Origin of the sequence: Microcystis sp. LE19-195.1E, from assembly GCF_027532095.1 — a bacterium.
GTDB classification, from domain to species: domain Bacteria; phylum Cyanobacteriota; class Cyanobacteriia; order Cyanobacteriales; family Microcystaceae; genus Microcystis; species Microcystis aeruginosa.
Genome location: NZ_JAPZSZ010000020.1, coordinates 1 through 23,865 on the forward strand (window position 1 = coordinate 1; position 23,865 = coordinate 23,865).

General features: G+C 41.7%; 17 protein-coding genes and 3 pseudogenes. 11 read left to right on the forward strand and 9 right to left on the reverse strand.

What is annotated here, in order from left to right; genetic code table 11:
• Window positions 1–243: 243 nt before the first annotated feature.
• Entirely contained in the window at window positions 244–894 is a 651-nt protein-coding gene (locus O9300_RS01575; protein WP_158201433.1) for a ParA family protein, read from the forward strand.
• A gap of 17 nt (window positions 895–911) precedes the next feature.
• Here the strand turns inward: O9300_RS01575 and O9300_RS01580 are convergent, their stop codons facing one another.
• Both O9300_RS01580 and O9300_RS01585 read right to left on the reverse strand, forming a co-directional pair.
• Window positions 912–1,364, reverse strand: coding sequence for a DUF8637 domain-containing protein (locus O9300_RS01580; RefSeq protein ID WP_190721740.1), 453 nt, complete (start codon window positions 1,362–1,364; stop codon window positions 912–914).
• A gap of 45 nt (window positions 1,365–1,409) precedes the next feature.
• The gene (locus O9300_RS01585; RefSeq protein ID WP_287969653.1) at window positions 1,410–2,183 is read right to left on the reverse strand and encodes a pentapeptide repeat-containing protein; all 774 of its coding nucleotides are present in this window, start codon (window positions 2,181–2,183) and stop codon (window positions 1,410–1,412) included.
• A gap of 423 nt (window positions 2,184–2,606) precedes the next feature.
• On the opposite strand from O9300_RS01585, the gene O9300_RS01590 reads away from it, so the two are divergent.
• From O9300_RS01590 to O9300_RS01600, 3 genes are read left to right on the forward strand one after another with little or no spacing between them, the layout of a single operon-like run.
• Window positions 2,607–3,644 carry an AI-2E family transporter gene (locus O9300_RS01590; RefSeq protein WP_287169137.1) on the forward strand — a complete coding sequence of 346 codons (1,038 nt, stop codon included), beginning with the start codon at window positions 2,607–2,609 and terminating at the stop codon, window positions 3,642–3,644.
• A gap of 18 nt (window positions 3,645–3,662) precedes the next feature.
• Window positions 3,663–4,520, forward strand: a complete 858-nt coding sequence (locus O9300_RS01595; RefSeq protein WP_287739030.1) for an amino acid ABC transporter substrate-binding protein — start codon at window positions 3,663–3,665, stop codon at window positions 4,518–4,520.
• A 12-nt stretch (window positions 4,521–4,532) separates the two neighbouring features.
• Entirely contained in the window at window positions 4,533–5,939 is a 1,407-nt protein-coding gene (locus tag O9300_RS01600; RefSeq protein WP_287969656.1) for a DUF2079 domain-containing protein, read from the forward strand.
• Here the strand turns inward: O9300_RS01600 and miaA are convergent.
• The 7 genes from miaA to O9300_RS01635 form a co-directional block, all read right to left on the reverse strand.
• Complete coding sequence (miaA, locus tag O9300_RS01605; RefSeq protein ID WP_287969658.1) at window positions 5,881–6,828, reverse strand: tRNA (adenosine(37)-N6)-dimethylallyltransferase MiaA; 948 nt, start codon at window positions 6,826–6,828, stop codon at window positions 5,881–5,883. The two genes, O9300_RS01600 and miaA, sit on opposite strands and share 59 nt — an antisense overlap.
• Before the next feature lie 322 nt (window positions 6,829–7,150).
• Window positions 7,151–9,004, reverse strand: coding sequence for an ATP-dependent zinc metalloprotease FtsH3 (ftsH3, locus tag O9300_RS01610; protein WP_147071163.1), 1,854 nt, complete (start codon window positions 9,002–9,004; stop codon window positions 7,151–7,153).
• A gap of 584 nt (window positions 9,005–9,588) precedes the next feature.
• On the reverse strand, window positions 9,589–9,930 hold the full coding sequence (locus O9300_RS01615; protein ID WP_002763032.1) for a DUF565 domain-containing protein: 342 nt from the start codon (window positions 9,928–9,930) through the stop codon (window positions 9,589–9,591).
• A gap of 2 nt (window positions 9,931–9,932) precedes the next feature.
• Window positions 9,933–10,544, reverse strand: coding sequence for a DUF3611 family protein (locus O9300_RS01620; RefSeq protein WP_002800798.1), 612 nt, complete (start codon window positions 10,542–10,544; stop codon window positions 9,933–9,935).
• Window positions 10,545–10,617: 73 nt separating this feature from the next.
• The gene (locus tag O9300_RS01625) at window positions 10,618–11,307 is read right to left on the reverse strand and encodes a J domain-containing protein (protein ID WP_079205394.1); all 690 of its coding nucleotides are present in this window, start codon (window positions 11,305–11,307) and stop codon (window positions 10,618–10,620) included.
• Between the two features lie 43 nt (window positions 11,308–11,350).
• Window positions 11,351–11,530, reverse strand: coding sequence for a hypothetical protein (locus O9300_RS01630; RefSeq protein ID WP_287969661.1), 180 nt, complete (start codon window positions 11,528–11,530; stop codon window positions 11,351–11,353).
• 437 nt (window positions 11,531–11,967) lie between these two features.
• A complete protein-coding gene (locus O9300_RS01635; RefSeq protein WP_147071169.1) occupies window positions 11,968–12,732 on the reverse strand; it encodes a PD-(D/E)XK nuclease family protein in 765 nt (254 codons plus the stop codon).
• A gap of 139 nt (window positions 12,733–12,871) precedes the next feature.
• On the opposite strand from O9300_RS01635, the gene O9300_RS01640 reads away from it, so the two are divergent.
• The 7 genes and pseudogenes from O9300_RS01640 to O9300_RS01665 form a co-directional block, all read left to right on the forward strand.
• Window positions 12,872–13,477: a DUF4347 domain-containing protein gene (locus O9300_RS01640; RefSeq protein ID WP_287969663.1), complete on the forward strand. Its 606-nt coding sequence runs from the start codon at window positions 12,872–12,874 to the stop codon at window positions 13,475–13,477.
• Between the two features lie 122 nt (window positions 13,478–13,599).
• Window positions 13,600–14,630 (forward strand): annotated as a pseudogene (locus tag O9300_RS01645) (RpnC/YadD family protein).
• A gap of 346 nt (window positions 14,631–14,976) precedes the next feature.
• Entirely contained in the window at window positions 14,977–20,790 is a 5,814-nt protein-coding gene (locus O9300_RS01650; RefSeq protein WP_287969664.1) for an SdrD B-like domain-containing protein, read from the forward strand.
• Between the two features lie 188 nt (window positions 20,791–20,978).
• Entirely contained in the window at window positions 20,979–21,608 is a 630-nt protein-coding gene (locus O9300_RS01655) for a PEP-CTERM sorting domain-containing protein (protein WP_287969666.1), read from the forward strand.
• A gap of 132 nt (window positions 21,609–21,740) precedes the next feature.
• Window positions 21,741–21,949: pseudogene (locus tag O9300_RS19595) on the forward strand (hypothetical protein).
• Between the two features lie 5 nt (window positions 21,950–21,954).
• Window positions 21,955–22,420 (forward strand): annotated as a pseudogene (locus O9300_RS01660) (hypothetical protein).
• 1,077 nt (window positions 22,421–23,497) lie between these two features.
• On the forward strand, window positions 23,498–23,865 hold a 368-nt coding region (locus tag O9300_RS01665), incomplete at its 3' end, for a sulfatase-like hydrolase/transferase (protein WP_287969668.1).

A 23,865-nucleotide genomic window follows, 5' to 3' on the forward strand; every position in this document is an offset into this window, starting at 1 on the left:
GTTACATGATATCAGCCAGACTTGGAAACTATCTCATCAAATTAGTCCCCCCATAGAACCCCCTTGAGCCATCTGGCACACTTTTCTCTTTTTGTCAAATTTTATGTTAAGAAAGATGTGACTAATGGATAGCTTGATAAGGGGGGTGCCGGTAGGCGGGGGGATCCCCCCTTAATAAGAGGGGCATCTGATAACTTTTAACGCCTACTTACTTAACTGATAACTGATAACTGATAACTGAAAATGACCTCGCAATTAAAGCCTAATAGCCCAAAAATCCTCGCTGTTGTCAACGGTAAAGGTGGTGTGGGTAAAACCACCACTGCGGTCAATTTAGCGGCAATTTGGGGGCAGAATCAGCGTGTTTTGCTGGTGGATGCGGATCCGCAGGGTTCCTCCACTTGGTGGGTAGAAAGAAATCAAGCGGGTATGGTATTTGATTTAGCCAAGCAAATTAATACAGAGAAATTAGGAGAATTGCGTCAAATTATCGAGTACGATCTGATCGTGATTGACACACCACCAGCTTTGCGCTCCGAATTACTTACCGCAGTAATAGCAGAATCAGATTATTTAATTTTACCGACTCCTCCCGCACCGATGGATTTAATGGCTTTAATTGACACGGTACGCACGGCAGTTAAACCCCTAGGAATTTCCTATCGGGTTTTGTTAACGAAAGTGGATTCCCGTAGTCTTAAGGAAACTTTGGAAGCACAAAATACTTTATTAGAATTAGGTATTCCTGCCTGTCATGCTTTTGTCAGAAATTATAAGGCCCACGAAAAAGCCGTTTTAGACGGGGTAGCTATTACCAATTGGCGCGGTAAAAATGCCCAAGAAGCCAGCGCCGATTATCGTCGTGTGGCCGAAGAATTAGAACGGGATTGGTAGATTTATGGACAGGTTTTCTAAGCACAATATTTTTGCAGTAAAGAAATCACTAAATCTAGACCATCGGGCTGAACTTGAACAGTATAGGCTTCGGCTTCAATTTGTCTGCTAAAACCCTGATAATTCATAAAAAATCTTCTGGTCATTGCTGGTGGTTCTATGGCTAAATTAAGAGCTTTAACTGTTTTGCCTCCATGACAAAGTTGAGCGGCATGGACAGCTTCATGAATTAATGTTGGTCGGGCAATACCTAAGTCAAAAACCAGGGGATGAATCCAAATAATTCTAGTTTTACTATCAAATAAACCGTAGGCTCCTCGCACTGGTGGCGGGGCAATTTTGACGATGAAATTGTGTTTTTCTAAAGCTTTCTGCAGCCGGAGAAAATCAGGAGCTGCCGCCGATAAATTTTCTCCTGCAGCTAATTGCATCCCTAGAAAAACAGCAGCGATTGTGTAATAAATGCCCATCAGGTGATAGTTCATATTAAAGGGACATCAAAATTAGCAAGAGGTCTATTGATGAATCGAACCATCGGGGAGAATTGTTCCTGTTAAAATTGCCCCGGTTAATTTCACCATAATACGCTTACCAAAGCCAATTTTTGCCCCGCGTAAATCCGCCCCACTTAAATCCGCCCCGCTTAAATCCGCCCCGATGAGATTGGCTTCCTGTAAATTTGCGCCTTTAAGATTAGCTTCGAGGAGATTGGCGCGAAAAAGATTAGCTTTGTACAGATTGGCTTTTTCTAGGTTAATTTTGTGCAGGAAGCTATCGCTTAAGTCGGCATGGCTTAAATCTGCCCCGATGAGACTGCGACTAGAGAGATCTTTTTCTTTCAGGTTAGCCCCCTGTAAATCGGCTCCGTTGAAATCCCGATAGTGAGGGCGGCCGGCGGCATGATTGGGGACGTGATGGTTATTCTGGGGCTGTGTTTGGGTTTGTTGACTATGGGTTTTATGACTGTGGGTTTGTGAATTTTGGCCGGGTTGGCTAGGGTGAGGCTGATAGGGAGAAGCAGTTTTATAGGCGTGGGCGGGCTGTTTTTCAGTTTTAGGGGCGGAATTGGAGCGTTTAGGAGAATTTTGATGAATTTGCCGCAATTGTTCCCTAGCTTGGTTAATTTCTTGCAGTTTAGCGGTGGCTTTTTCCAAAAGACGCTGATTATCTTTGGGAATGCGATCGGGATGCCAAATAAACACCAAATCTTTGTAGGCTTGATTGATCTCATCGAGAGATGCCCCATGATCTAACCCTAAAACTTTATAGTATCGCTCCAATTCTTTCATCATCGAAGTCCTAATACAAGGATAAAAGCATTAATGGCCACAATTTCGCTGAGTCTTGTCGGATTTTCTAGGAGAGGATTTCTTTCAGGATAATTTGACTCTGGGAGAGCTGCCATAAAATTTGAGAAAATGTCTGGTAATTAAGAAAATCTCGTTTTTCTATCCTGTTTTGGGGCGTAATTGTATAGCATATAACAGCAAAATTAGCAAATTATTGATACAAAACTTAATTTATGCTGTTGGGGGTTAGGTAGAGGGAAGTGGGGAAGTGGGGAAGTGGGGAAATTGAACTAAAACCCCAAAACCCCAACACCCCCCGCAACGCGCACGCAGTGACCACCCCAACACCTAAAACCTGCCGACCGCCGACCGCCGACCGACTGCTGTATGATAAAACTTGTCCCGATAGGATAAATCAAGGTTGTGAAATTTGGTCAGTGGTTGGGGTTTATCTGTTTAATAATGGCTCTGTATGTATTGTGGCAGATTCGACAGCTGTTATTATTGATTTTTATGGCGATCGTGTTTACCGTAGCCTTAAATAGATGTGTGAAAGGATTGCAGAGATTGGGGATTAAAAGGGGTTTGGCTATTTTAATTACCCTGCTGACGAGTCTAGCAATTGTGATTTTATTTTTTGTAATTATCGTTCCCCCCTTTATCGAACAGTTTCAAAAATTAATTGAACTTTTACCGCAAGCTTGGGATTTAGTCCGCAATAACTCGATTCGATGGCGACAACAATTTCAATTTGATTGGTTGCCATCGCTGCCTAATTTAACTGATTTATTCCAGCAGTTACAACCTTTAGGAACCTTTGTTTTTAGTAACTTTTTTACCTTCTTTTCTAACTCAGTGGCGGCAATTTTGCAATTATTATTCGTGCTGGTGTTAGCAATTATGCTGTTAGCCAACCCCCAACCCTATCGACAAGCTTTCTTAAAATTATTTCCTAACTTCTATCGTCGTCGTGCCGAGGAAATTCTGACCCTATCGGAAGCGGGTTTAGGTAATTGGTTGTTGGGAATTGCCATTAGTTCAACTATGGTGGGATTATTCAGTGGTTTCGGTCTTTTGCTTCTACAAATTAATCTAGTTCTCGTTCATGCTATCCTAGCCGGATTGCTCAATTTTATCCCTAATATCGGACCGACTGCTAGTGTGATTTTTCCGATCCTCATTGCTGTTATCGATGCACCTTGGAAAATTGTCGCTATTCTGATTCTCTATTTTATTATCCAAAATGTCGAAAGTTATTTGCTGACACCAACTGTCATGGCTAAACAGGTATCTTTACTACCAGCAATTACCCTAATCGCTCAAATTTTCTTCGCTCAAATATTTGGCATCTTAGGTTTATTATTGGCTTTACCTTTGACAGTGGTAGTAAAGACATGGTTAGATGAATTATTATTCAAAGACATTTTAGATAAATGGGATCACGGCCATAACAAATCTTAAATAATCTCGGCAAAAGTCATGAAATTAATCATTCTTACTCTCGTTATTTTATCTAATTTTTTTGCTCCCCTCCCAGCTAAGTCTGAAACGGTTCTAGAAAAAATTAAACGCACGGGATTATTAGAAGTAGCTATGAGAGAAGATGCGATTCCCTTTGGCTATCGGGATAGTAATAATAATTTGCAGGGATTATGCTTAGATTTTATCCAATTGCTCAGAGGGGAACTAAAGCATAAATTAAACCTCCAGATCATCAGTGTCAAAATTTATAAATCAACTTTATTTAATCGCTTCCAGTTATTGGAAAATAAAACCGTTGATTTCGAGTGTGGTCCCAATAGTATCAGAAAAAATATACCTGATGGTGTCAGTTTTTCTCGTCCTTTTTTTGTCACGGGAACTCAGTTTTTAGTGAGGAGTGATAATCAGAAGAATTTTAACTTTTCTTCGTCCTTAGAAGGTATAAGTATTGGAGTTTTGCGAGATACCAGCACTCAAGAATTATTAAGACAAAAATATCCTCTTGCTACCTATCAAGAATTTCAAGGAGTGACGGGAAGACTGCGGGGTATCCAAAGTTTAAGAAGGAATAGAATAGATGCTTTTGCTAGTGATGGTATTCTGCTCATTGGAGAAGCTGTCATTCTCGGTTTATCCTTAGAAAAAGATTATAAACTTATCCCGCGCAATCCTTTAAATTGTGATTATTATGGTTTCATTCTTCCCGCTAATGATCCCCAATGGCAAGAGTTTATTAATGGGGTTATCGTCACCAGTGAGAACAGAAATATTTTTAAAACATGGTTTACTGAAGTTGCTTCCTATTTTATACATACCTGGCAGTATTGTCGTAATAACCCCGAAAAATCCCAGTAAAACTTAACGATTATGTCCCAAAAAAATGATTTATTTTGGTTAGTTAGTTCCAGTACAATAATCCTGTTTGTTTGCAGTGCTATCAGACATATTTTATTTCAATCTAATGCTCTCGATCTTGGTTGGTTCGATCAAGGAGTTTACCTAATTTCTCAAGGTAAACCACCGATTATATCTTTTGTGGACTACCATATTTTAGGCGATCACATCGCTTTTATTCTCTATCCTATAGCCTTACTTTATAAAATTTATCCTAGCGTTTATTGGCTGCTTTTCTTACAAGCTTTTTCCCTTTCTCTTGGTGCTTTTCCCCTCTGGCAATTGGCAATAGAAGCGGGATTAAAAGAAAAACAAGCTTATACATTAGCCTTAGTTTATCTGCTCTATCCCCTAATTTTTAATGTTAATCTCTTTGATTTTCATCCCGAAGTTATCGCAGTGCCAGCGATTTTTTGGACAATTTTAGCGGCAAGATTAAATAATCTCTGGGGATTTTGTCTAGGAATCATTATTATTCTCGGTTGTAAAGCAATTCTCTCTTTAACATTGTTGGGAATGGGTATCTGGTTACTTCTCTGGGAAAAGAAAAAAATCTCGGGAATAATTGCTATGATTAGCGGCATTCTTTGGTTTATTATCACCACGAAATTATTAATCCCTCTCCTGACAGGAAAATCAGCAGTTATTGAAATGGCTGATTCTCGATATAGTTATCTAGGAGATAGTTTACCAGCAATTATCTTTAATCTTTTCCTCAAACCCGATCTTGTCTTGGGAAAAATCTTTACTGGCAATAATCTAGAATACCTAATCCTATTAATTATTCCCTTAGTTTGGGGTTTATCCTGGCGCTATTCTGCCCCAATAATTGCCGCTATTCCCGCACTCGCTTTAAATTTATTAGCAGATCATGCCCCACAAAAAAACTTAACCACTCAATATTCCCTGCCAATTTTGCCCTTTTTATTTCTAGCGGTTATCGCCACTTTAGCCCATAATAGCATCTGGTTGAAGCAGCCTAAATGGATAATTACTTGGGCAATTATTGCCTTTTTTGCCTTAGCTAAATACGGCTATTTTTGGTCACTGTATTTAAATTCCCTCGATACTTGGTCCGCCACCCAAAAAGCTCTAACCCAAATTACCACCAGTGAGAGTGTCTTGACTACTTCTAGAATTGCCCCCCATCTTACCCATCGAGAAATGATCAAATTAGCGATCGAAGGTTCCCAATCCCTAGATTTAAATCAATTTAATTATATCCTACTCGATCGCCGTCATCCCGGTTGGTCTAGTTCATCAGAACTAATTGATGATCACTTAAATAAACTGAATCAAAATGACAACTTTCAGTTAATCCTTAATGAGGATGATGTGTTTTTATATCGGGCCTTGACAACCCCTCAAGAAACAAAATAATTTGTCGTTCCACCGATTCCAATAAATTTTCTTTATCGACGGGAAACCAGATAATATCAGCATCGGCACGAAACCAAGTGCGCTGACGTTTGGCAAATTGACGGGTGTGGAGGATAATTAGATCGATCGCCTGTTCTAAAGAAATTTCCCCGAGCAGATATTGCTTAATCTCTGCATAACCCAAAGTCTGCAAAAGTGGCAAATCCCAACCGTATTTATCCCCCAAATTCTGCACCTCTGCTACTAATCCCCTGGCGATCATTTGATCAGTACGAACAGTGATCCGCTTGCCTAAACTTTCTGGGGAACAATCTAAACCAATTTGTAAAATCGGATAAGTGGGAGGATTTTCTCCCTGCTGACTAGAGATAGGTTTTCCGGTCAGATAAAAAACCTCTAAAGCGCGTAAAGTCCTGATCTGATCATGGGGATGAATTTTTTTAGCGGCATCTTCATCTACCTGCGTCAGAATTTGATAAAGATAGGATTGCCCTAAAGCTTGTAATTGCTGTCTTAAATCCGCTTGAGGAGAAACCCTCGGTATTTTTAAACCTTTGACAATGGACTTGATATAAAGTCCCGTACCACCGACCAAAAACAGGGGAGAATAGTGGAGAGTGGTGATTAAATCCTCAGCTTGTTCTTGGTACTGTGCTAGGGTAAAATTATCTTGAGGATCACAAATATCAATTAGATAATGGGGAATCCGCTGACATTCTTCTAAGCTAGGTTTAGCAGTACCAATATTAAATTCTCGATAGATTTGTCGGGAATCGGCACTGAGAATTACTGAATTAAACTTTTCGGCCAATTGTAGGGCTAAACTGGATTTTCCCGTGGCAGTTGCCCCACAAATAACAATCAGAATAGGTAAAGAGGAAGTAGTCATCGATGCTACATGACAGTGAACAGTAAACAGTAATCAGTGAAAAGACAGGAATGTTAAGCTCAGTAGGTAGGCATCAAAAATTATCAGACACCCCCTGATCAAGGTAGGGTTGATTCATGAATCAACCCTACTTATCAAGGGGGGATTAAGGGGGGATATATCTTCAATTTAATTATAACCACTTACTTAAGACGCATTTAAACAGGGTATTGTTAAGCTGATTAACAGCTTAACAGCAAGAAATTAAGTTTGTCATTAATTTTCGTTGAACAAAAAAACAGCACCCATCAGGATGCTGTTTGTCAAGAAAATGTTACAAAACTTAAGCTAAAGCCGCCATTTTCACATCGTTATTAGCGAGGATATTTTGCAACTCCTCTGCGTCCACGGTTTCTTTTTCCACTAACATTTGCGCTAACTGGTCCAAGATGGCGCGGTTATTGACTAAAACCTCTTTAGCGCGACGATAGGCCTGTTCCACTAAGTTACGCACTTCCTCGTCAATAGCTGCCGCAGTTTCATCGGAGAAATCTCGATCGGAAGCGATATCACGACCTAGGAAAACATTACCATTTTGACGACCTAAGGCCACCGGTCCCAGGCGATCGCTCATTCCGAAACGAGTTACCATTTGCCGCGCTACTCGTGCCACCTGTTGCAGGTCATTAGAAGCACCCGTAGTCACTTCTTCCTCACCGAAGATAATTTCTTCAGCTAAACGACCCCCCAAAGCTACAGCCATCTGATTTTGCAGATAAGCGCGAGAATATAACCCGGATTCCATGCGATCCTCGCTGGGAGTGAACCAAGTTAAACCCCCAGCGCGACCGCGAGGAATAATACTAATTTTCTGGACGGGATCGTAATCCGGCATTAAAGCACCCACCAAAGCGTGACCAGCTTCATGGTAAGCAACTAAAGTTTTGCGTTTTTCACTCATGACGCGATTTTTCTTCTCAGGACCTGCCAGGACACGATCGATCGCATCGTTGATCTCATCCATAGAAATCTCGGTTAAATTGCGACGTGCCGCTAAAATTGCGGCTTCGTTGAGCAAATTAGCTAGATCGGCACCGGTAAAACCGGGGGTACGACGGGCGATTTTATCGAGATCCACGTCTTGAGCCAAAGTTTTGCCTCTGGAGTGGACATTAAGGATTTCCTTACGGCCAGCGTAATCCGGACGATCTACCACCACTTGGCGATCAAAACGACCCGGACGTAATAAAGCGGCATCCAGCACATCGGGGCGGTTAGTGGCGGCGATAATGATAATACCTGTATTACCTTCAAAACCGTCCATTTCCGTTAATAATTGGTTGAGGGTTTGTTCCCGTTCATCGTTACCACCCCCTAAACCGGCACCCCGTTGACGACCGACAGCATCAATCTCATCGATAAAAACTATACAAGGTGCATTCGCTTTCGCTTGTTCAAATAGGTCGCGGACGCGAGAAGCACCCACCCCGACGAACATTTCCACGAATTCCGAACCGGAAATGCTAAAAAACGGGACTCCTGCTTCTCCAGCTACTGCGCGAGCAAGCAGGGTTTTACCTGTCCCCGGAGGACCGACTAAAAGGACTCCTTTGGGGATTTTTGCCCCAATTGCCGTGAAGCGATCGGCATTTTTCAGGAAGTCCACCACTTCGTTTAATTCTAATTTTGCCCCTTCAATCCCGGCCACATCACCGAAAGTAACCTGGGTTTGGGGTTCCATCTGTACTCTTGCTTTCGATTTGCCGAAGTTCATCGCTTGGGAACCAGGACCACTTTGGGCGCGACGGAGCAAGAAAAATAGACCAACAAGAAGTAAAATCGGGAAAAAGAGGCTACTGAAGGCTCTTACCCATACTCCTTCTTCTCTTTGGGGAAGTACGGCAATATCAACGTTATTTTCTGCCAAGATGTTGATTAATTGCGGATCGTTGGGCAGGTTTACCAATACATTTGTGCCATCTTGGGTGGGTACGATCGCTCGTTGCCGGTCGGCACTTAAGCGCACGGTTTCCACTTTACCTTCCCGTACTTCCTGTAAAAATTCGCTATACTTCCAAGTTTGTTGGACTGCCGGCTGGCGATCGAAGAAAGCTGATGCTAAGGCAAGGACTACGATTAACAATAGGGCATATAGTCCCGCATTGCGCCATTTTTTGTTATTACCGTTTTTGTTCACGCTGTCGAACTCCTGATAAATTGAGGATGATCTTATCGGTTGTTAAGGGGTTGTTAATTTATGTTAACGTTTCTCAGGAACAGTGGACAGGTTTTTTTAATAGACCTCTGGCAAAAATCAAAAATCTGACCTTAGGTGAGGAGTAAGGAGCCAGTAGTCGGTCGTCAGGAGAATTAAGAATGAGCATTAATCAATTAAATGCTCTATTTAGGGATTTTAGGCAATTTTATGCCTATTTTTGTCATTTTTGAACTTTAAAAAATTAATTATGCAAGAACTCTAATATATGCTCGTTCTGGTCCTCATACTAAATCCGGTTATTAAAAACTGATTATTTATTCACCCTTTGGCATGAGTGCCTGTCCTGATATGTAGCCTATACTGAACGGATTTAGTATAAATGGGGGTTCGCTGCTCAAGAACGCTTGGCTAAACAAGAAGCTGAACAACGAGCCATCTGGCTGCCTGAACGGCTTAGATACCTTGAAATTAACCCCGATGAAATCTCAGAAAAGTGCTTTTAGAAATAGCACAAAAACAACAGTTAGTATCGGCACAGGAAAATGGCAGTGAGCATTAAATATTTAAGAGCCAATTTTAAAGGCTTCTAGAAACAAACTATAGGTGATACCAATTTTGAGTAAATTGAAAGATTCTCGCAGAATCGGTGCGGGTTTAGCCTGAGAACTTTTTCGGTAAACAATCCGGCTAATCGCCTCCGTAAACAGCACTAATAAACCAGCCGCGGTGACATCCCATTGAGCAGTTTGTCCAGCAGTGGTGACAATTGCTTGACCAGAAAAAATTCCAAATAAAACACAAATTATCTGTAGGGAAATCCGCCGCCAAGGATTACCAAAAAAGCTATTAAATCGACTGCTGGTGACATTAGCCAGCGTACTTAAACGGGTGCGTTGCATGGCCATATTTATTTAGAAGTAATACGATTAAGAAGCCACAAAGAAGTAACGATACCAGTAAAGTGAGCGAGAATTGTATTAGTATTAGCCTGCACAATTAACAGATCAACCGAATTAACAAATTGACTGGGGTTAGAGGCAACATTAAAAGTACCTTGGGGAACATTGAGGGATTTAATTAAGACGATTCCCGCTAACGCTTGCGCTCCCAAAATCGTTAAAAACATCCCGATAATATTAGCGATTAAACCCTGACGGATTAACTGAATAGTATCGGATTTTTTCGGGCGACTATCTTGATCACCCCTCAACATTTGACGGGCAATTTTCATGTAACGAGAGGAAAAGAAAATGGCGACCACCAAGAAACCAGCCCCACCAATGGCACATAAAACACCGATTTCAATGCCAGAAGTGCGTTGTCTCGTCCCTAATAAACTAGCGGTAGCAATCAGTAATAAAACCCCTGAAATTACGCCCAGGACAATCTGCGTCCAAAAACCGATTCTTCCCTGACGTAAAAGGATATTAGCAGCCCGTTGGACGGCCGGAGGCAAGGAATAAAGATCAGAATCTCTAGGGGTGGATATATTGGTAATTTCTGATTGTTTGTCTCTCATCGGGGTTAAGCTAGGGTTGGGTAAATCTGGTCTTGATCTATTTTCGTCTTTTTTTTTGCCCATGGCTAGAGATTTAATTTTGGCACTGACTGGCTATCTGTTTAGCTTCCACCTGTAAACGCTGGGCCATGCGAAACATTTCTTGACCGGTGTGGAGAGAGTGATCGTCGTAGTTAAGGGTAAAGGTTTCTAATTCTTCTAGTCCGTCAGTGAGATGATTGAGACAGTAGTAAAGAGAAGCGGCCACTTTGGCCATTTTGGCAGGGTTGGGCCTTTGGCAAAAGAGGGTTTTGGCTCGATCGAGATTTTGGCGACAGGTTTCTAGATAGTCTTGAAAAACAGCCATTAACTGATCATCGAAGGGATCGGCGGATAGGTGATCGATCTGACCTTTGAGAGGCCGGATAATTTGACCGATCAGACGATTAATCGGGCTATAGGTCTGGTTATACCACTGTTTGACTAGGGCCTCGTCTTCCTGGACCGCTTCTTTGTAACGATGGTAATTTGCTTGGGCAGTGGCAGTGCGTTGGCCGCGTTTTTCGGGAAAATTGGCGATTAGTTGGTTATCATAGTCCTTTCTTAGCCTCGGATCGCTTAAAATCTCGTAGGCGGCGTTAATAGCAACGATTTTATCGTGACTGGCACTATCGTTTTGACTATCGGGATGGAATTGTCTGGCTAAACGCCGATAAGCCCGTTTAATCTCGTCAGGGGTCGATTTATGGCTGATTTCTAAGGTTTGGTAGTGGTTGCCGGTCATGAGCGCAAGCGATCGATCTGTCTTTTATTATTATCGACTATGCTTAACGCGGCGGAGAAGGAGAATTGTCGAGAGTGGGAAAGTGGGGAGGTGGGGTGTGGGGTGTGGGGTGTGGGGTGTGGGGTGTGGGAAGAATACATAAAAATAATCTCCTGTCTCCTGAATACTGACTTCTGACTCCCGACTCCTGACTTCTAACCCCATGTTGGACAAATATAAGCAAAAATTATCTATTGACTCCAAAAACTTGATAATATTTAAATTAACATTTCGCAATATTTATAAATTCTTAAGAATTAATTGAGAAAGATTTTTATTTAACAACGATTTTACAATGGTTACAGCGATTTGATAGAATTTCATAGTGGGTTATTCTGTGCTTTTTTAGACAGCAATGGTTGAAACCCTTGCCACACCTACAAGGTGATCCTAGTTAAGACAGCTAAATTAGTCAATTTCACCCACAACGATGATCTTTTTTTTGTGTAGTTTTATTGCAAAAAAAAAGTTTTTTTGACAAAAAGCACAAAGTATGAATTAGGAAGTGGGGAAGTGGGAAGTGGGAAGTGGGAAGTGGGGGAGAAGGGAGAATAAATAAAAATAATCTTCAGAATTCAGAGTTGAGAATTTATAATTCTGATCTGACAAAATTGGCAATAATTAGACAAAAGGATTGATTTCAGGGATATCCTCGATCGAGGGTAAGTCTATTGAGACCGATCGCTCTTGTCGAAGATAATAGGGACAATGAAGCTGACAATCGGGACGATGGGGAAAATCAACTAAATCATTTTGGTATGCTGATAGATAGCGATCGAGATCCTTCAATAAACGGCGTAAATCTCGCCCTGTCTGTTGGTGTAGTTTCCGATTATAGTTAAAAGTAATTTGTTCGGGGCTGCGGGGCAACTGCACAAACCAATAGGTCATCGATAAACTATCAAGAGGATAAGCAGAAGTTTCTGCCAACACATACAGATAAAGTCTCGTCTGCCAATTTTTGGCTAGTTGGTCAGCATCGATAGGTTTTAAGTAGGTTTTCCAGTCAAAAATTACCGCTCGATCGCTCTCTAATAAAATTAAATCATAGATAACCGTTAATAAATAATTACCCACAGTTAAACTGCGACAATGTTCCGCTTCTCGATTGGTTTCTCCCGGATTTTGGGCAATTGCCGGGGCAGCCTTTAATAGGGCCGTTAAACAATGTTCTAACTGTTCATTTTCCCGTAATAAAGATGCGATCGGCAGCCCTAATTCCCGCTGCTGTAATAATAGGTGAAACTGACTGCCCCATTCTTGCCGCTGCAATTGTTCAGGGTCAGCCGGTGTGTTAAGTTCCTCTAGATAGACTTTTTGAAATCTGGGTGGACAGGTTTCCAATAGGTTTAAATGACCTTGGGCAAGACGGTAGATCTTAGGCATAATAGGGTTGTCGTGAATATTATCGAGAAAACGGGTTTCTCGAAGAAACCCGTTTTCTGTAAATTTATGTTATGGAAGTCATGAAAAATTGGCGATTGTTTGCACAAAATAGTCGCAGTCATCCCTTGAGGTTAATATCATGAATTCTACCCTGTTGCCGAGCCTTCCTGCTGTTGACGATGTTTTGTTCGATTTCGCTCAATCTGATGGCTTGAGTCAAATTAATCAGGTGGCTGGTGCGAGAAATCAGGGTTTAACCGCACCCGAATTAAATGCTGTAGTTTTCCTCGATGCTGGTGTTACCGATTATCAAAGTCTCCAAGCTGGGGTAATCCCCGGAGTCGCCACCGTTATTCTCTCTCCCAATCAAGACGGAATCGAACAAATCACCACTTTTTTACCACAAAATCCCCACATCACCACCATTCACCTCGTCTCCCATGGTGCGCTGGGATGCTTATATTTAGGGAATTGTCAACTCAATTTAACAAATATTTACGATTACCGCCAACAGTTACAGAATTGGGCAAAGATTAATCGTATTCTACTGTACGGTTGTAACGTCGCGGCGGGAGATGCCGGGACAGAGTTTATTACTAAATTGTCCCAAATTACTGGGGCAAAAATAGCGGCTTCCAGCCGACGGGTAGGAAATGCAGCCTTAGGAGGAAGTTGGCAATTAGAGGTGAGTTTCCCGGTGACAAAGGGAGAGAATAAAACTTTTGTTGAAACATTAGCTAATTAGCTAAGATGTAGATGTAGGTTGCTCTCATGGGAAGTTTTGTGACGACAAGTAGCATTGATGATATTTATGGGGAATAATGAATCTAGAGGATCGCCTAACTTTCCAATTGGTAGTGACTTGCCATGAAACAACCAACCGCCAATTATGATGAACCCTGGAAAGAAGCATTAACCGAGTATTTTGAAGCGTTTTTACATTTCTTCTTTCCCGAAGTTCACCAATTAATTGATTGGACAAAAACTCCCGAATCCCTAGAAAAAGAACTCAAACGGATTACCGCTTCAGCAAAGACAAAAAAACGTTTCGCTGACAAACTCTATAAAGTTTGGTTACTCAGGGGTGAAGAAATCTGGATTTTGATTCATATTGAAATTCAAAGTCAATACGAAGAAAACTTCCCTCAGAGGATGTATATTTATAACTATCGTGCCTTTGATTTGTATCAGAAACCGGTTATCAGTCTCGCTATATTAGGAGATGAACGAGTAAATTGGCGACCAGATTCCTATAATTATACCATCGCTGGTGGTGAAGTGAGTCTGAAATTCCCAACGGTTAAATTACTGGACTATGAGGAAAGATGGACAGAACTAGAAACAAGTAGCAATCCCTTTGCTATAATAGTGATGGCACACCTGAAAACAAAGCGACTACTGGAAAGCTGCCACAACGGGAACAGTGGAAGTGGAAGTTAATCAGGGGATTATATGAAAAGGAGTTCGAGAGAGAACAGATAATTAAACTGTTTGAAATCATCGACAATATGATGACTTTATCCCCTGAATTGCAGTCAAGTTTAGAGAGTAAAATCAAACAATTTGAGGAGGAAAGAACCATGCCTTTAGTAAGTAATATGGAGTTACGAGGAATCGAACGCGGTAAAGAAATCGGTAAGGAAATTGGGGAGTTACGAGGGATAGAACGCGGTAAGGAAATCGGTAAGGAAATTGGCAAGGAAATTGGCGCGTTAGAAAAAAGCCGCGATGACATAAAAACAGTTTTAACTGTGCGGTTTGGACAGATTTCTTCAGAAATTGAAGAGATAATCGGCAAAATGACTAACCCTACTATCTTAGAAGAGCTACTAAAATTAGCAGCTACCGCTAATTCTCTCGCAGAATTTAAGCAGTCTTTGGCAAAAATCAATATCTAGAAAACGGGTTTCTTAGAAAACGGGTTTCTCAAAGAAACCCGTTTTCTGATGGCTTGAGGTTTAACCGCACCGAATTTAATTTGATTTTCTCTGATTCATGAATAAACCTGATGAGAAAAAAAAAAAAAATAAGCATATTTTATATCCTATTGACGGTAGAAAAAAACGCTCTCAAAATGGTAGAAACGATTAATTGATGGTTTGATAGTTTTTTTTAAGCCTAACCTAGACTGGCTGAGTTTGTGGAAAACAGGCTGACTCGGCTGAATAAATAATACTATAGCAGCCAAAAGCTCTTTCCTTAGGACATTAGGTAAAATCAAAAAAGGAAATTAGGAGGTCAACTATGATTCAGTATTACGGCGATATCACGGGTAATCTTTGGCATGATTTTGACGGGAATGGAACTCAAAACTATGGTAGTTATGGCTCTCAAGAACCTGGACTTGTTGGTTGGACAATTACCCTAACTAAACCTGATGATCCTAGTTTTACCAAAGTCACTTATGCCGAGAGTTCTGGTTCTGGTTATTATTCTTTTGGTTCTTTACCCTTGGGGGATTATTTAATAACTGTTACCCTACCCTCTCAAGATTGGGTGCGAACTACAAACTATTATTACAGTACCAATAATTCACAACCCGTTTCTCTTTCTGCTCAATCTTATCCATGGTATGGATCATACAGATTTTATGCCTATGCTCCCTTTGGCTATCGAAAACCGGAAACCCAAATCACAGGTTATCTTTGGAACGATGCTAATAGCAACGGCTATCAAGACTACTACAACAACAGGTCAGAACAAAGTTTAGGAGGCTGGTTAGTTTATCTTGATGCCAACAATAACGGAATTTTAGACACTAATGAAAAAAGAACCTTCACTGATGGTAGTGGTTATTACACCTTTACTGGATTAGAGGGAAATACAAATTATACTGTCAGTGTCGTTAAACAATCTGATAGTTGGCAAACAACTACTGGATACAGCGATACACAAATAATTAGTACCACGACTGGAGAAATTAGTCAAGCTAATTTTGCCTATCGTTTAAGTGATGGTCAAATTCAAGGCAGTTTATGGAATGATGCTAATAGTGACGCGATACAGAATCAAAGCGAGTCTCTTTTAGCAGGATGGACAGTCAATCTTTTACAAAATGGAACCCTTATTAGTAGCACTGTAACCGATAATGGGGGGCGTTATGTTTTTGTCGGAGTTTCTCCAGGAGATTATTCTGTTGAGGTAATTCCCCTAGATGCCAATTGGCAGTTTACTCATTCTCCAGGATTGCCTGTCTCAGTTAGTGCATCTCAGCTAATTGATAATGTAAGCTTTGGCCTATCTAATCCTAATAATACAGGCATTACAGGCACTTATGGGGAAATTAGTGGGGCAGTTTGGAATGATGCTAATGGCGATAACTATCTCGATGAATATGCTCCAACTTCGACTTACTACTACTACTATACTAATTTTGGTTTAGCCGGTTGGACAGTTTTTCTCGATAGTGACAACAATGGTACTTTAGATGCAGGGGAAACCTCAACCAAAACTGATCCCTGGGGACGTTACAATTTTGCTGGGTTAGCATCAGGAGATTACAACGTTACCGTGATTGTCCCCCCCACAGTGCAGTCCTGGCAATCTACAGGAAGTGGCAATTATAATTCTTTTCCATCTGATTCTCGCTTAGTTACCGTTGCTTCGGGTGCAAGCCGAAGCAATATTGACTTTGGCTACAAACAAAATGTTAGCCTCAATTACGGGGATATTACTGGGTATGTCTGGAATGATTTCTATGGAGATGGTGTCTTTGATAACTACTACTACTCTAATGACAAAGGATTAGCCGGTTGGAAAGTAACCTTAGAAGATGTAAGCGGACAAACTGTTCAAACCACCCTAACTGATAAGTATGGTTATTACGGGTTTACAGGAGTTTCTTCGTTTACTTCTTCCCCTCCTTCTTCTTTAGTTTATGATGTTAATACAGGTTACTATGACGATCCAAGCACAGGTAATGATTATCAGATTAAACCTAATGTTTCCGTTAATTTACCCCAGTACCTAGTCCTCGATTTATTAGGAACAGGAGTTAATTCCTATATTGATCAAGATTCCTACTATAATTCAGGGCAAATTATCGAGTATTCTCCTAATAACTTTTTCTCTTCTGTTTCCCCTGTCCCACCTTCCGATTATTATTTGTACTACGATCAGACAAGTGGTTTATATCAAGGTCCAAGTGGAAACACTTATCAATTTCGACCTTCCGTATTGACTTACGATGCTCAGACAGGTTTGTATTATGATGCCCAGCATGGATTAAATTACCCTAATACTGCTTTTGCTAATGTTAATCCTAGTAACCCGCTTCCTCTTCCTAACGGTAACTATACCGTTACAGTTGAATCACCCGATGGATTAAATACTTGGCAATCCACCCATAGCCCCTCTCAACCCATTGTTTATTCAGGATCGAGTATCTCTGATATTAACTTCGGTTATCAATCTACCTATCGCGATATTTCTGGATTTATCTGGAATGATGTCAACGGCAATGGTACCTGGTGGTATGAGGGACACGAAGCCAATGAAGGCTATTTACCCCATTGGAAAATCAATCTAATCCAAAACGGGCAAATCATTGATAGTACCTACACAGAGACTGATAATTTTGGTTTTGGATGGTACTATTTTGGCAGTCGTCCCTTTGGCGATTATACGGTTAGTGTTGAACTGCCTTCGGCTGATTGGCAGCCAACTCAGGGTAATAATTCTGTTGGTGCTACTTCCGTTTCTTTTACTACATCTGCCCAAAATCCTTATGCTGCCTATAACCGGTTCGGGTTTCAAGGGACTAAGGGAGAAATTAGCGGTTTCCTCTGGGATGATATCGATAAATCGGGTGAGTGGGGCTATGCCTTCACTGGAAACAACTATCAGTTTGAACCAGCTTTAAACGGTTGGACAGTTTACCTCGACCAAAATAATAATAATGTCCGTGATCCAGGAGAAACCAATACCGTCACCGATAACTTAGGCGGCTATGAGTTTAAGGATTTAGTCGCCGGAACCTATCGAGTGAAAGTAGATACCCCTGTGGGTTGGCAATTTACCTTTCCCACTCCTCCCGAAAAAGTCCTGACTATTACCACTAGCGAAATCTTTAGTAAAGTTAACTTTGGTTACGTCCAAGGTAGCGGTAATCGCCCTCCCCAAATCCAAAACCGCCTCTGGGGTCGTTCCATCGTTAATAACGTTACCATTCCGGGAGTATATGTCGATCCCGATGGTAATGCGTTAACCGGTACAGCGACAAAAGCGGATGGAACTTCTCTTCCTCCCTGGTTAACCCTGACGGTTCAATCTAATGGAGACTTAAACCTCAATTCTAATAATCCTCCCCGTTACTTTGTCCCCTTCGATGTCAAAATTGCGGTAACGGACGGACAGGCTAGTATCGATCATATCTTCCGCATCTATCCCAGTTATAGCGGCTTTGTTATTGATAACTATGTCGCTGGGGCGACGGTTTTCTTCGATGCGGATAAAGATGGTGTTCTCGATACGAATGAACCCTTTACTACTACCGATCAAACAGGCTTTTATCTCCTCGATATTCCCCAGAGCTTCGACACTAATGCTAACGGTGTATTTGACCCCGAAGAAGGTCGTCTAGTAGTCTTTGGCGGTGTAGATACAGCAACTGGTTTACCCTTACAAACGCCCCTCACAGCCCTTGCGGGTTCTACTACCATCACCGCTTTAACCTCCCTAGTCGAGAATTTAGTCTCTCAAGGGTTAACGGTAGAACAAGCAAACACAGCAGTAACCACCGCTTTGTCTCTTCCTGCTGGTGTTGATCTTAGCAACATCGATCCCATCGTCGCTACGACTAATAATACGCCAGGAGGAGCGGCAACTTTTGCCGCCTTAGTTCAGGTACAAAACGCCATTACCCAAATTGCGGGACTGTTAGATGGGGCTTCCTCAGCTTCTACGGGAGATATTGTTAAAAATGTCGTTTCAGCCTTGGCTAGTCAAATTCAAGGCGGAACAACCATAGATTTGACCAATGCTACCCAATTACAAACCGTCATTCAAGAAGCGGCGACACTGACCAATAATGTAGATGTTAGCGCGATCGCCGATGGGGCCGCGCAAGTCATCGCAGCAGCCAACCAAAAGATTGAAGACATCGCCGCAAGTACGCCAAATGCGTCTCTACAACAGGAATTTGCTCAAGTCCAAAAAGTGGCTTTGGGTGAAACTACTAACGATTTACAACAAGCCGGGGCTGGAACTAAATCGATTACGGATGTAGTTACAGAGAATACAGGAACGGCTTTAACTGATCAAATTGACAATGCTCAGGTCTTAAGTCAAGCCCCCACTGATGTATCCTTAAACACTTCTTCTATCGCGGAAAATCTTCCTGTAGGTACAGAAGTCGGTACTTTCTCAACAGTTGACCCGGATAGTAGTGAACCCTTTACCTATAGTTTAATCGGGGGTACAGGTAGTACAGATAATAGTCTGTTTCAAATTAGCGGTAATCGCCTTTTAACTAACTCCATCTTCGACTACGAAAGCAAGAATAGTTACAGTATTCGGGTACAAACCTCTGACAGTAACGGTGGCGTTTTCCAGAAAGCTTTGACCATTAATGTCAACGACGTTAACGAAAATGAAAATCCCACCGATTTAAGCCTTAGTAATAATTCTGTCGCGGAAAACTCACCCCTAAATACCCTCATCGGTAACTTCACCACTACTGACCCTGATACTGGTAATACCTTCACCTATAGCCTAGTTACTGGGACAGGAGATACTGATAACAGTCTCTTTACCATCGACGGAAACCAACTCAAAACTAATACTCCTCTCAACTACGAAAGCAAGAATAGTTACAGTATTCGGGTTAAAACCACAGACCAAGGCGGTTTGTCCTATGAAAAACAACTAACCGTCAGTGTTAGCGATGTCAATGAATCTCCCACAGATGTCACCCTATCTAACAATACCGTCGCGGAAAATTCACCCCTGAATACCCTCATCGGTAACTTCACCACGACTGACCCTGATACTGGTAATACCTTCACCTATAGCTTAGTTACTGGGATAGGTTCAACTGATAACAGTCTCTTTACCATCGACGGGAATCAACTTAAAGTTAATGGACTTTTAGACTACGAAACCAAGAATAATTACAGTATCCGGGTTAAAACCACAGACCAAGGCGGTTTGTCTTATGAAAAACAACTCAACGTCAGTGTTAGCGATGTCAACGAAAACCCAACAAATCTCAACCTATCTAACAACACCGTCGCGGAAAACTCACCCCTAAATACCCTCATCGGTAACTTCAACACTACTGACCCTGATACTGGTAATACCTTCACCTATAGCTTAGTTACTGGTATAGGTTCAACTGATAATAGTCTCTTTACCATCGACGGAAACCAACTCAAAACTAATACTCCTCTCAACTACGAAACCAAGAATAATTACAGTATCCGGGTTAAAACCACAGACCAAGGCGGTTTGTCTTATGAGAAACAACTCACCGTCAATGTTACCAATATTCCAGAACAAAGGATATCTATTGATAAAAACGCGATTACTTTCGGGACTCCCCTCTCACAATATCGTCAAGGTTGGAGTAACAGTAACCTAGTTCGTCCCAAATTTGCTGACAGATTCCGATACATTGACATCACCAATACAGGAGTTAACGCCGAAGATATTCTCGCCATTTCCAACATAGAAGTTAAAGCCTCCAACGTTACCACTAACGCTGATTTCAGTCAGGGAGATATCTTACTCAATCCGGGACAAACTTGGCGTGTTCAATTAACTTATGCACCCACCGCAGCGCGAGAAAGCTTTAACCTCAATGATGGTTTAGTTATTCACAGTAACGCCATCAATAACACAGCCTATGATGTCGCCTTAACTGGTAAATCAACCTTTAACAGCGATATTACTTACAATGGTAAAGTAGATCGGGGTGACTTAGCACCATTACAAGCCGCTTTCAACAGTAGTATTGGTGGTTCTAAATACGATCCCACTGCTGATATTAATGGAGACGGTGGAATCAATTTAGGTGACTTCTTAGTCTTAACTTCTGACTACGGACTAAGCTTGATCTAACCTAAATTTCTGGCAACAATAGAGTGTAGGGTGCGTTAGGTCAAAAAACTAAAATTAACCATCCGCCGTAACGCACCACCTCTATCATTAAATTGAGGCATTACCCTATCGCACTTCACACCCTACGAGTGCTAGGAGTGATCTACAACCTGATTTCGTCTTATCCATTCACAAATTGACAGAAAATTATGCCTAATTTAGCCGTTGAATTTAATCTGATAGAAGACATCGCAGGAACCCCCGGTGGATTCCTTAATCAAAATAATCCCTTAAATATAGGCGATCGCTTTTTTGTTCAAGTCTTAATGAGGGATATTCATAGTAATCCTATCGGATTAACTGGTAGTGCTATCAATCTCAATTTTGAAGCCAACAAAATCCAAAATATTGACATTCCTTTTAATCCAGTTGATGATAATAGTCCCTTAGTTACTTCTAACTTTACTCTCTTTCGGGGAGGAACCTTAAATAACATTAATGGGACAATTACCGACTTAGGGGGAGCATCTTTTCCTGATGCCGGTTTAGGTTCACTCTTGGGACTGAATCAACCAGAACAATTTAGCTTAATGCACTTTCAAGTTATTGGAAAAGGTAGCTCTAATTTAACCCTAAATGTAGATTTGAGTCAAACAATTTTTGCTGATGGAACCTTAGCCGCTAATGATCCAACTAATCCAAGTCAATTCATTCAAATTGTTCCTATTGTCCCCGCAAATTACACTGTAACTATACCTGAACCCAGTCTAAATATAGGTTTATTTATCCTACTAGGCGTTATACCTGTTCTCAAGAAACAGTATGCCAAAAGAGTGTAGGCTGAGTGTTTGCGGCTATCAATTCCGTCAAAAAAACAAAATTAACAATCCGCCGTAACGCACCACCTCTATTATTAAATTGGTGCGTTACGCTATTGTGCTTCATACCCTAGAAGTAAGCGGACAACTCAAATGAACCGAACAACCGCCAATTATGATGAACCCTGGAAAGAAGCATTAAGCGAATATTTTGAAGCGTTTTTCTAGAAAACGAGTTTCTTGAAGAAACCCGTTTTCTGGACTTTAAGACAAAAAAACGTTTTGCTGACAAACTCTATTCAGTTATCAGTTATCAGTTATCAGTGACTAATTGGAAGCAAGTAGCAATCCCTTTGCTATAATCGTCATGGCACACCTGAAAACAAAAGCGACTACTGGGAAGCTGCCACCAACGGGAACAGTGGAAGTGGAAGTTAATCAGGGGATTGTATGAAAAGGAGTTTGAGAGGGAACAGATAATTAAACTGTTTGAAATCATCGAAAATATGATAACTTTATCCACTGAATTACAAGCCAGTTTAGAGAGTAAAATCAAACAATTTTAGGAGGAAAGAACCATGCCTTTAGTAAGTAATATGGAGTTAGGAGGAATCGAACGCGGTAAGGAAATTGGTAAGGAAATTGGAGCGTTAGAAAAAAGCCGTGATGCCATAAAAACAGTTTTAACTGTGCGTTTTGGACAGATTTCTTCAGAAATTGAAGAGATGATTGACAAAATCACTAACCTTGCTCTCTTAAAAGAGCTACTAAAATTAGCAGCTACCGCTAATTCTCTTGAAGAATTTAAGCGTTCTTTGGCAAAAATCCAATAAGAAAATCTTACCGTAGAGCGATGCACTGTCCACCAATTCATATTTAGGGTCTGCTGAAAAAGTTTATTGGTGGGGTTAGGAGTCGGTCGTCAGTAGCCGGTCGTCGGGAGGGGAAGTCAGAATAACAGAATGACCTCGCGCACTGGGAAGCGGAACCCTTTGCAATCGCCTCCGGAAAGTGCAAGGGTTTTGAGTCCCTCGGATCGATTTCTCAACGTTTGTTTCTTGCACTTTTTTGGCTAAAAAAGTCCCAAAACCGTTTTCTAGCAAAGCTTCCAGTAATATTAAGCAAGCCCTAAATAGGGTTTGCTGAAAAAGCCTGAAATGCCGATAGGAAAAAGGTTTCGACTCAATCAAGTCGAGAAAAAAGGCCCAAAAAAAGGTAAAATACCCTTAGGACGGCTTTGTGTTAAACTGATTGGCGAGCGGAAAATCAGATGTGTAGTCGTGGCACGGGAACTGACCGTTGGACAAAAGCTGGTGTCACCAACCCATTTTGGGTTGCCCCAATACCTCACTGCCCTAATCAAAAAAAATACGGGATATGTGGGAGAGCAAAAAAATTAAATAGGGTAGGGCATACCCTAATTTACGATTGGGGAGTAGTCCCTAAGAGTGCTTGCCTTATAGGTGTAGTCGGACTAGACATGAAACTGTAAGACCAAAATTAGCTTTGCTAGTAGAGGCAGGATTCAGCCCAAGAATCTCCGCACTTTTAGGGCGGAGAGTGTCAAACTTTTAATCTAGGCGATTTTTGTCGATTGCATAAATCCTATATGACGCGCTCGCTCGTCCGAAACTGTCCCCGGGGGACGAACAGAAATTACGGGAGGCACAACGGAATAATCGGGTTTCCGAATGACCTCGTCGTGGGGGATTGATCCCCCATCTGGCCGAGCCTGTGCGAGTTTTGGCAAGGTCGAGAGATTATCGATTTTGGCAAGCGATAGGATAGTCAATGGCCCGAACGATGCGCTTCAACACGACAAATTAGGCATTCTGTCAAGAGAAATTAACAAATTTAAATATTTCTCGACCTGATCGATTCTCGAAAAAATTTACCTGAGGAAATGAACGATGTCCCAAGATAAGCCGATCCAACGCCAAATTCTACCGATTCCCGACTTAACCGCCTTCGGTCTAACCACCTACGACGCGAAGAATCCGGACACTGACTATCCCCCGATTCGAGATATCCGACCGCCGGCCAGCGCGCCCAACGTGCTGATCGTGCTGCTCGATGACGTGGGCTTCGGAGCCGCCAGTGCCTTCGGTGGCCCGTGCAATACCCCCACTTTCGAGCGATTAGCGGCACAGGGGCTAAAATATACCCGTTTTCATACCACTGCCCTCTGCTCTCCCAGCCGCGCGGCTTTGCTCTCTGGAAGGAATCATCACTCGGTCGGCATGGGCAACATCACCGAAACCGCCACCTCCGCCCCCGG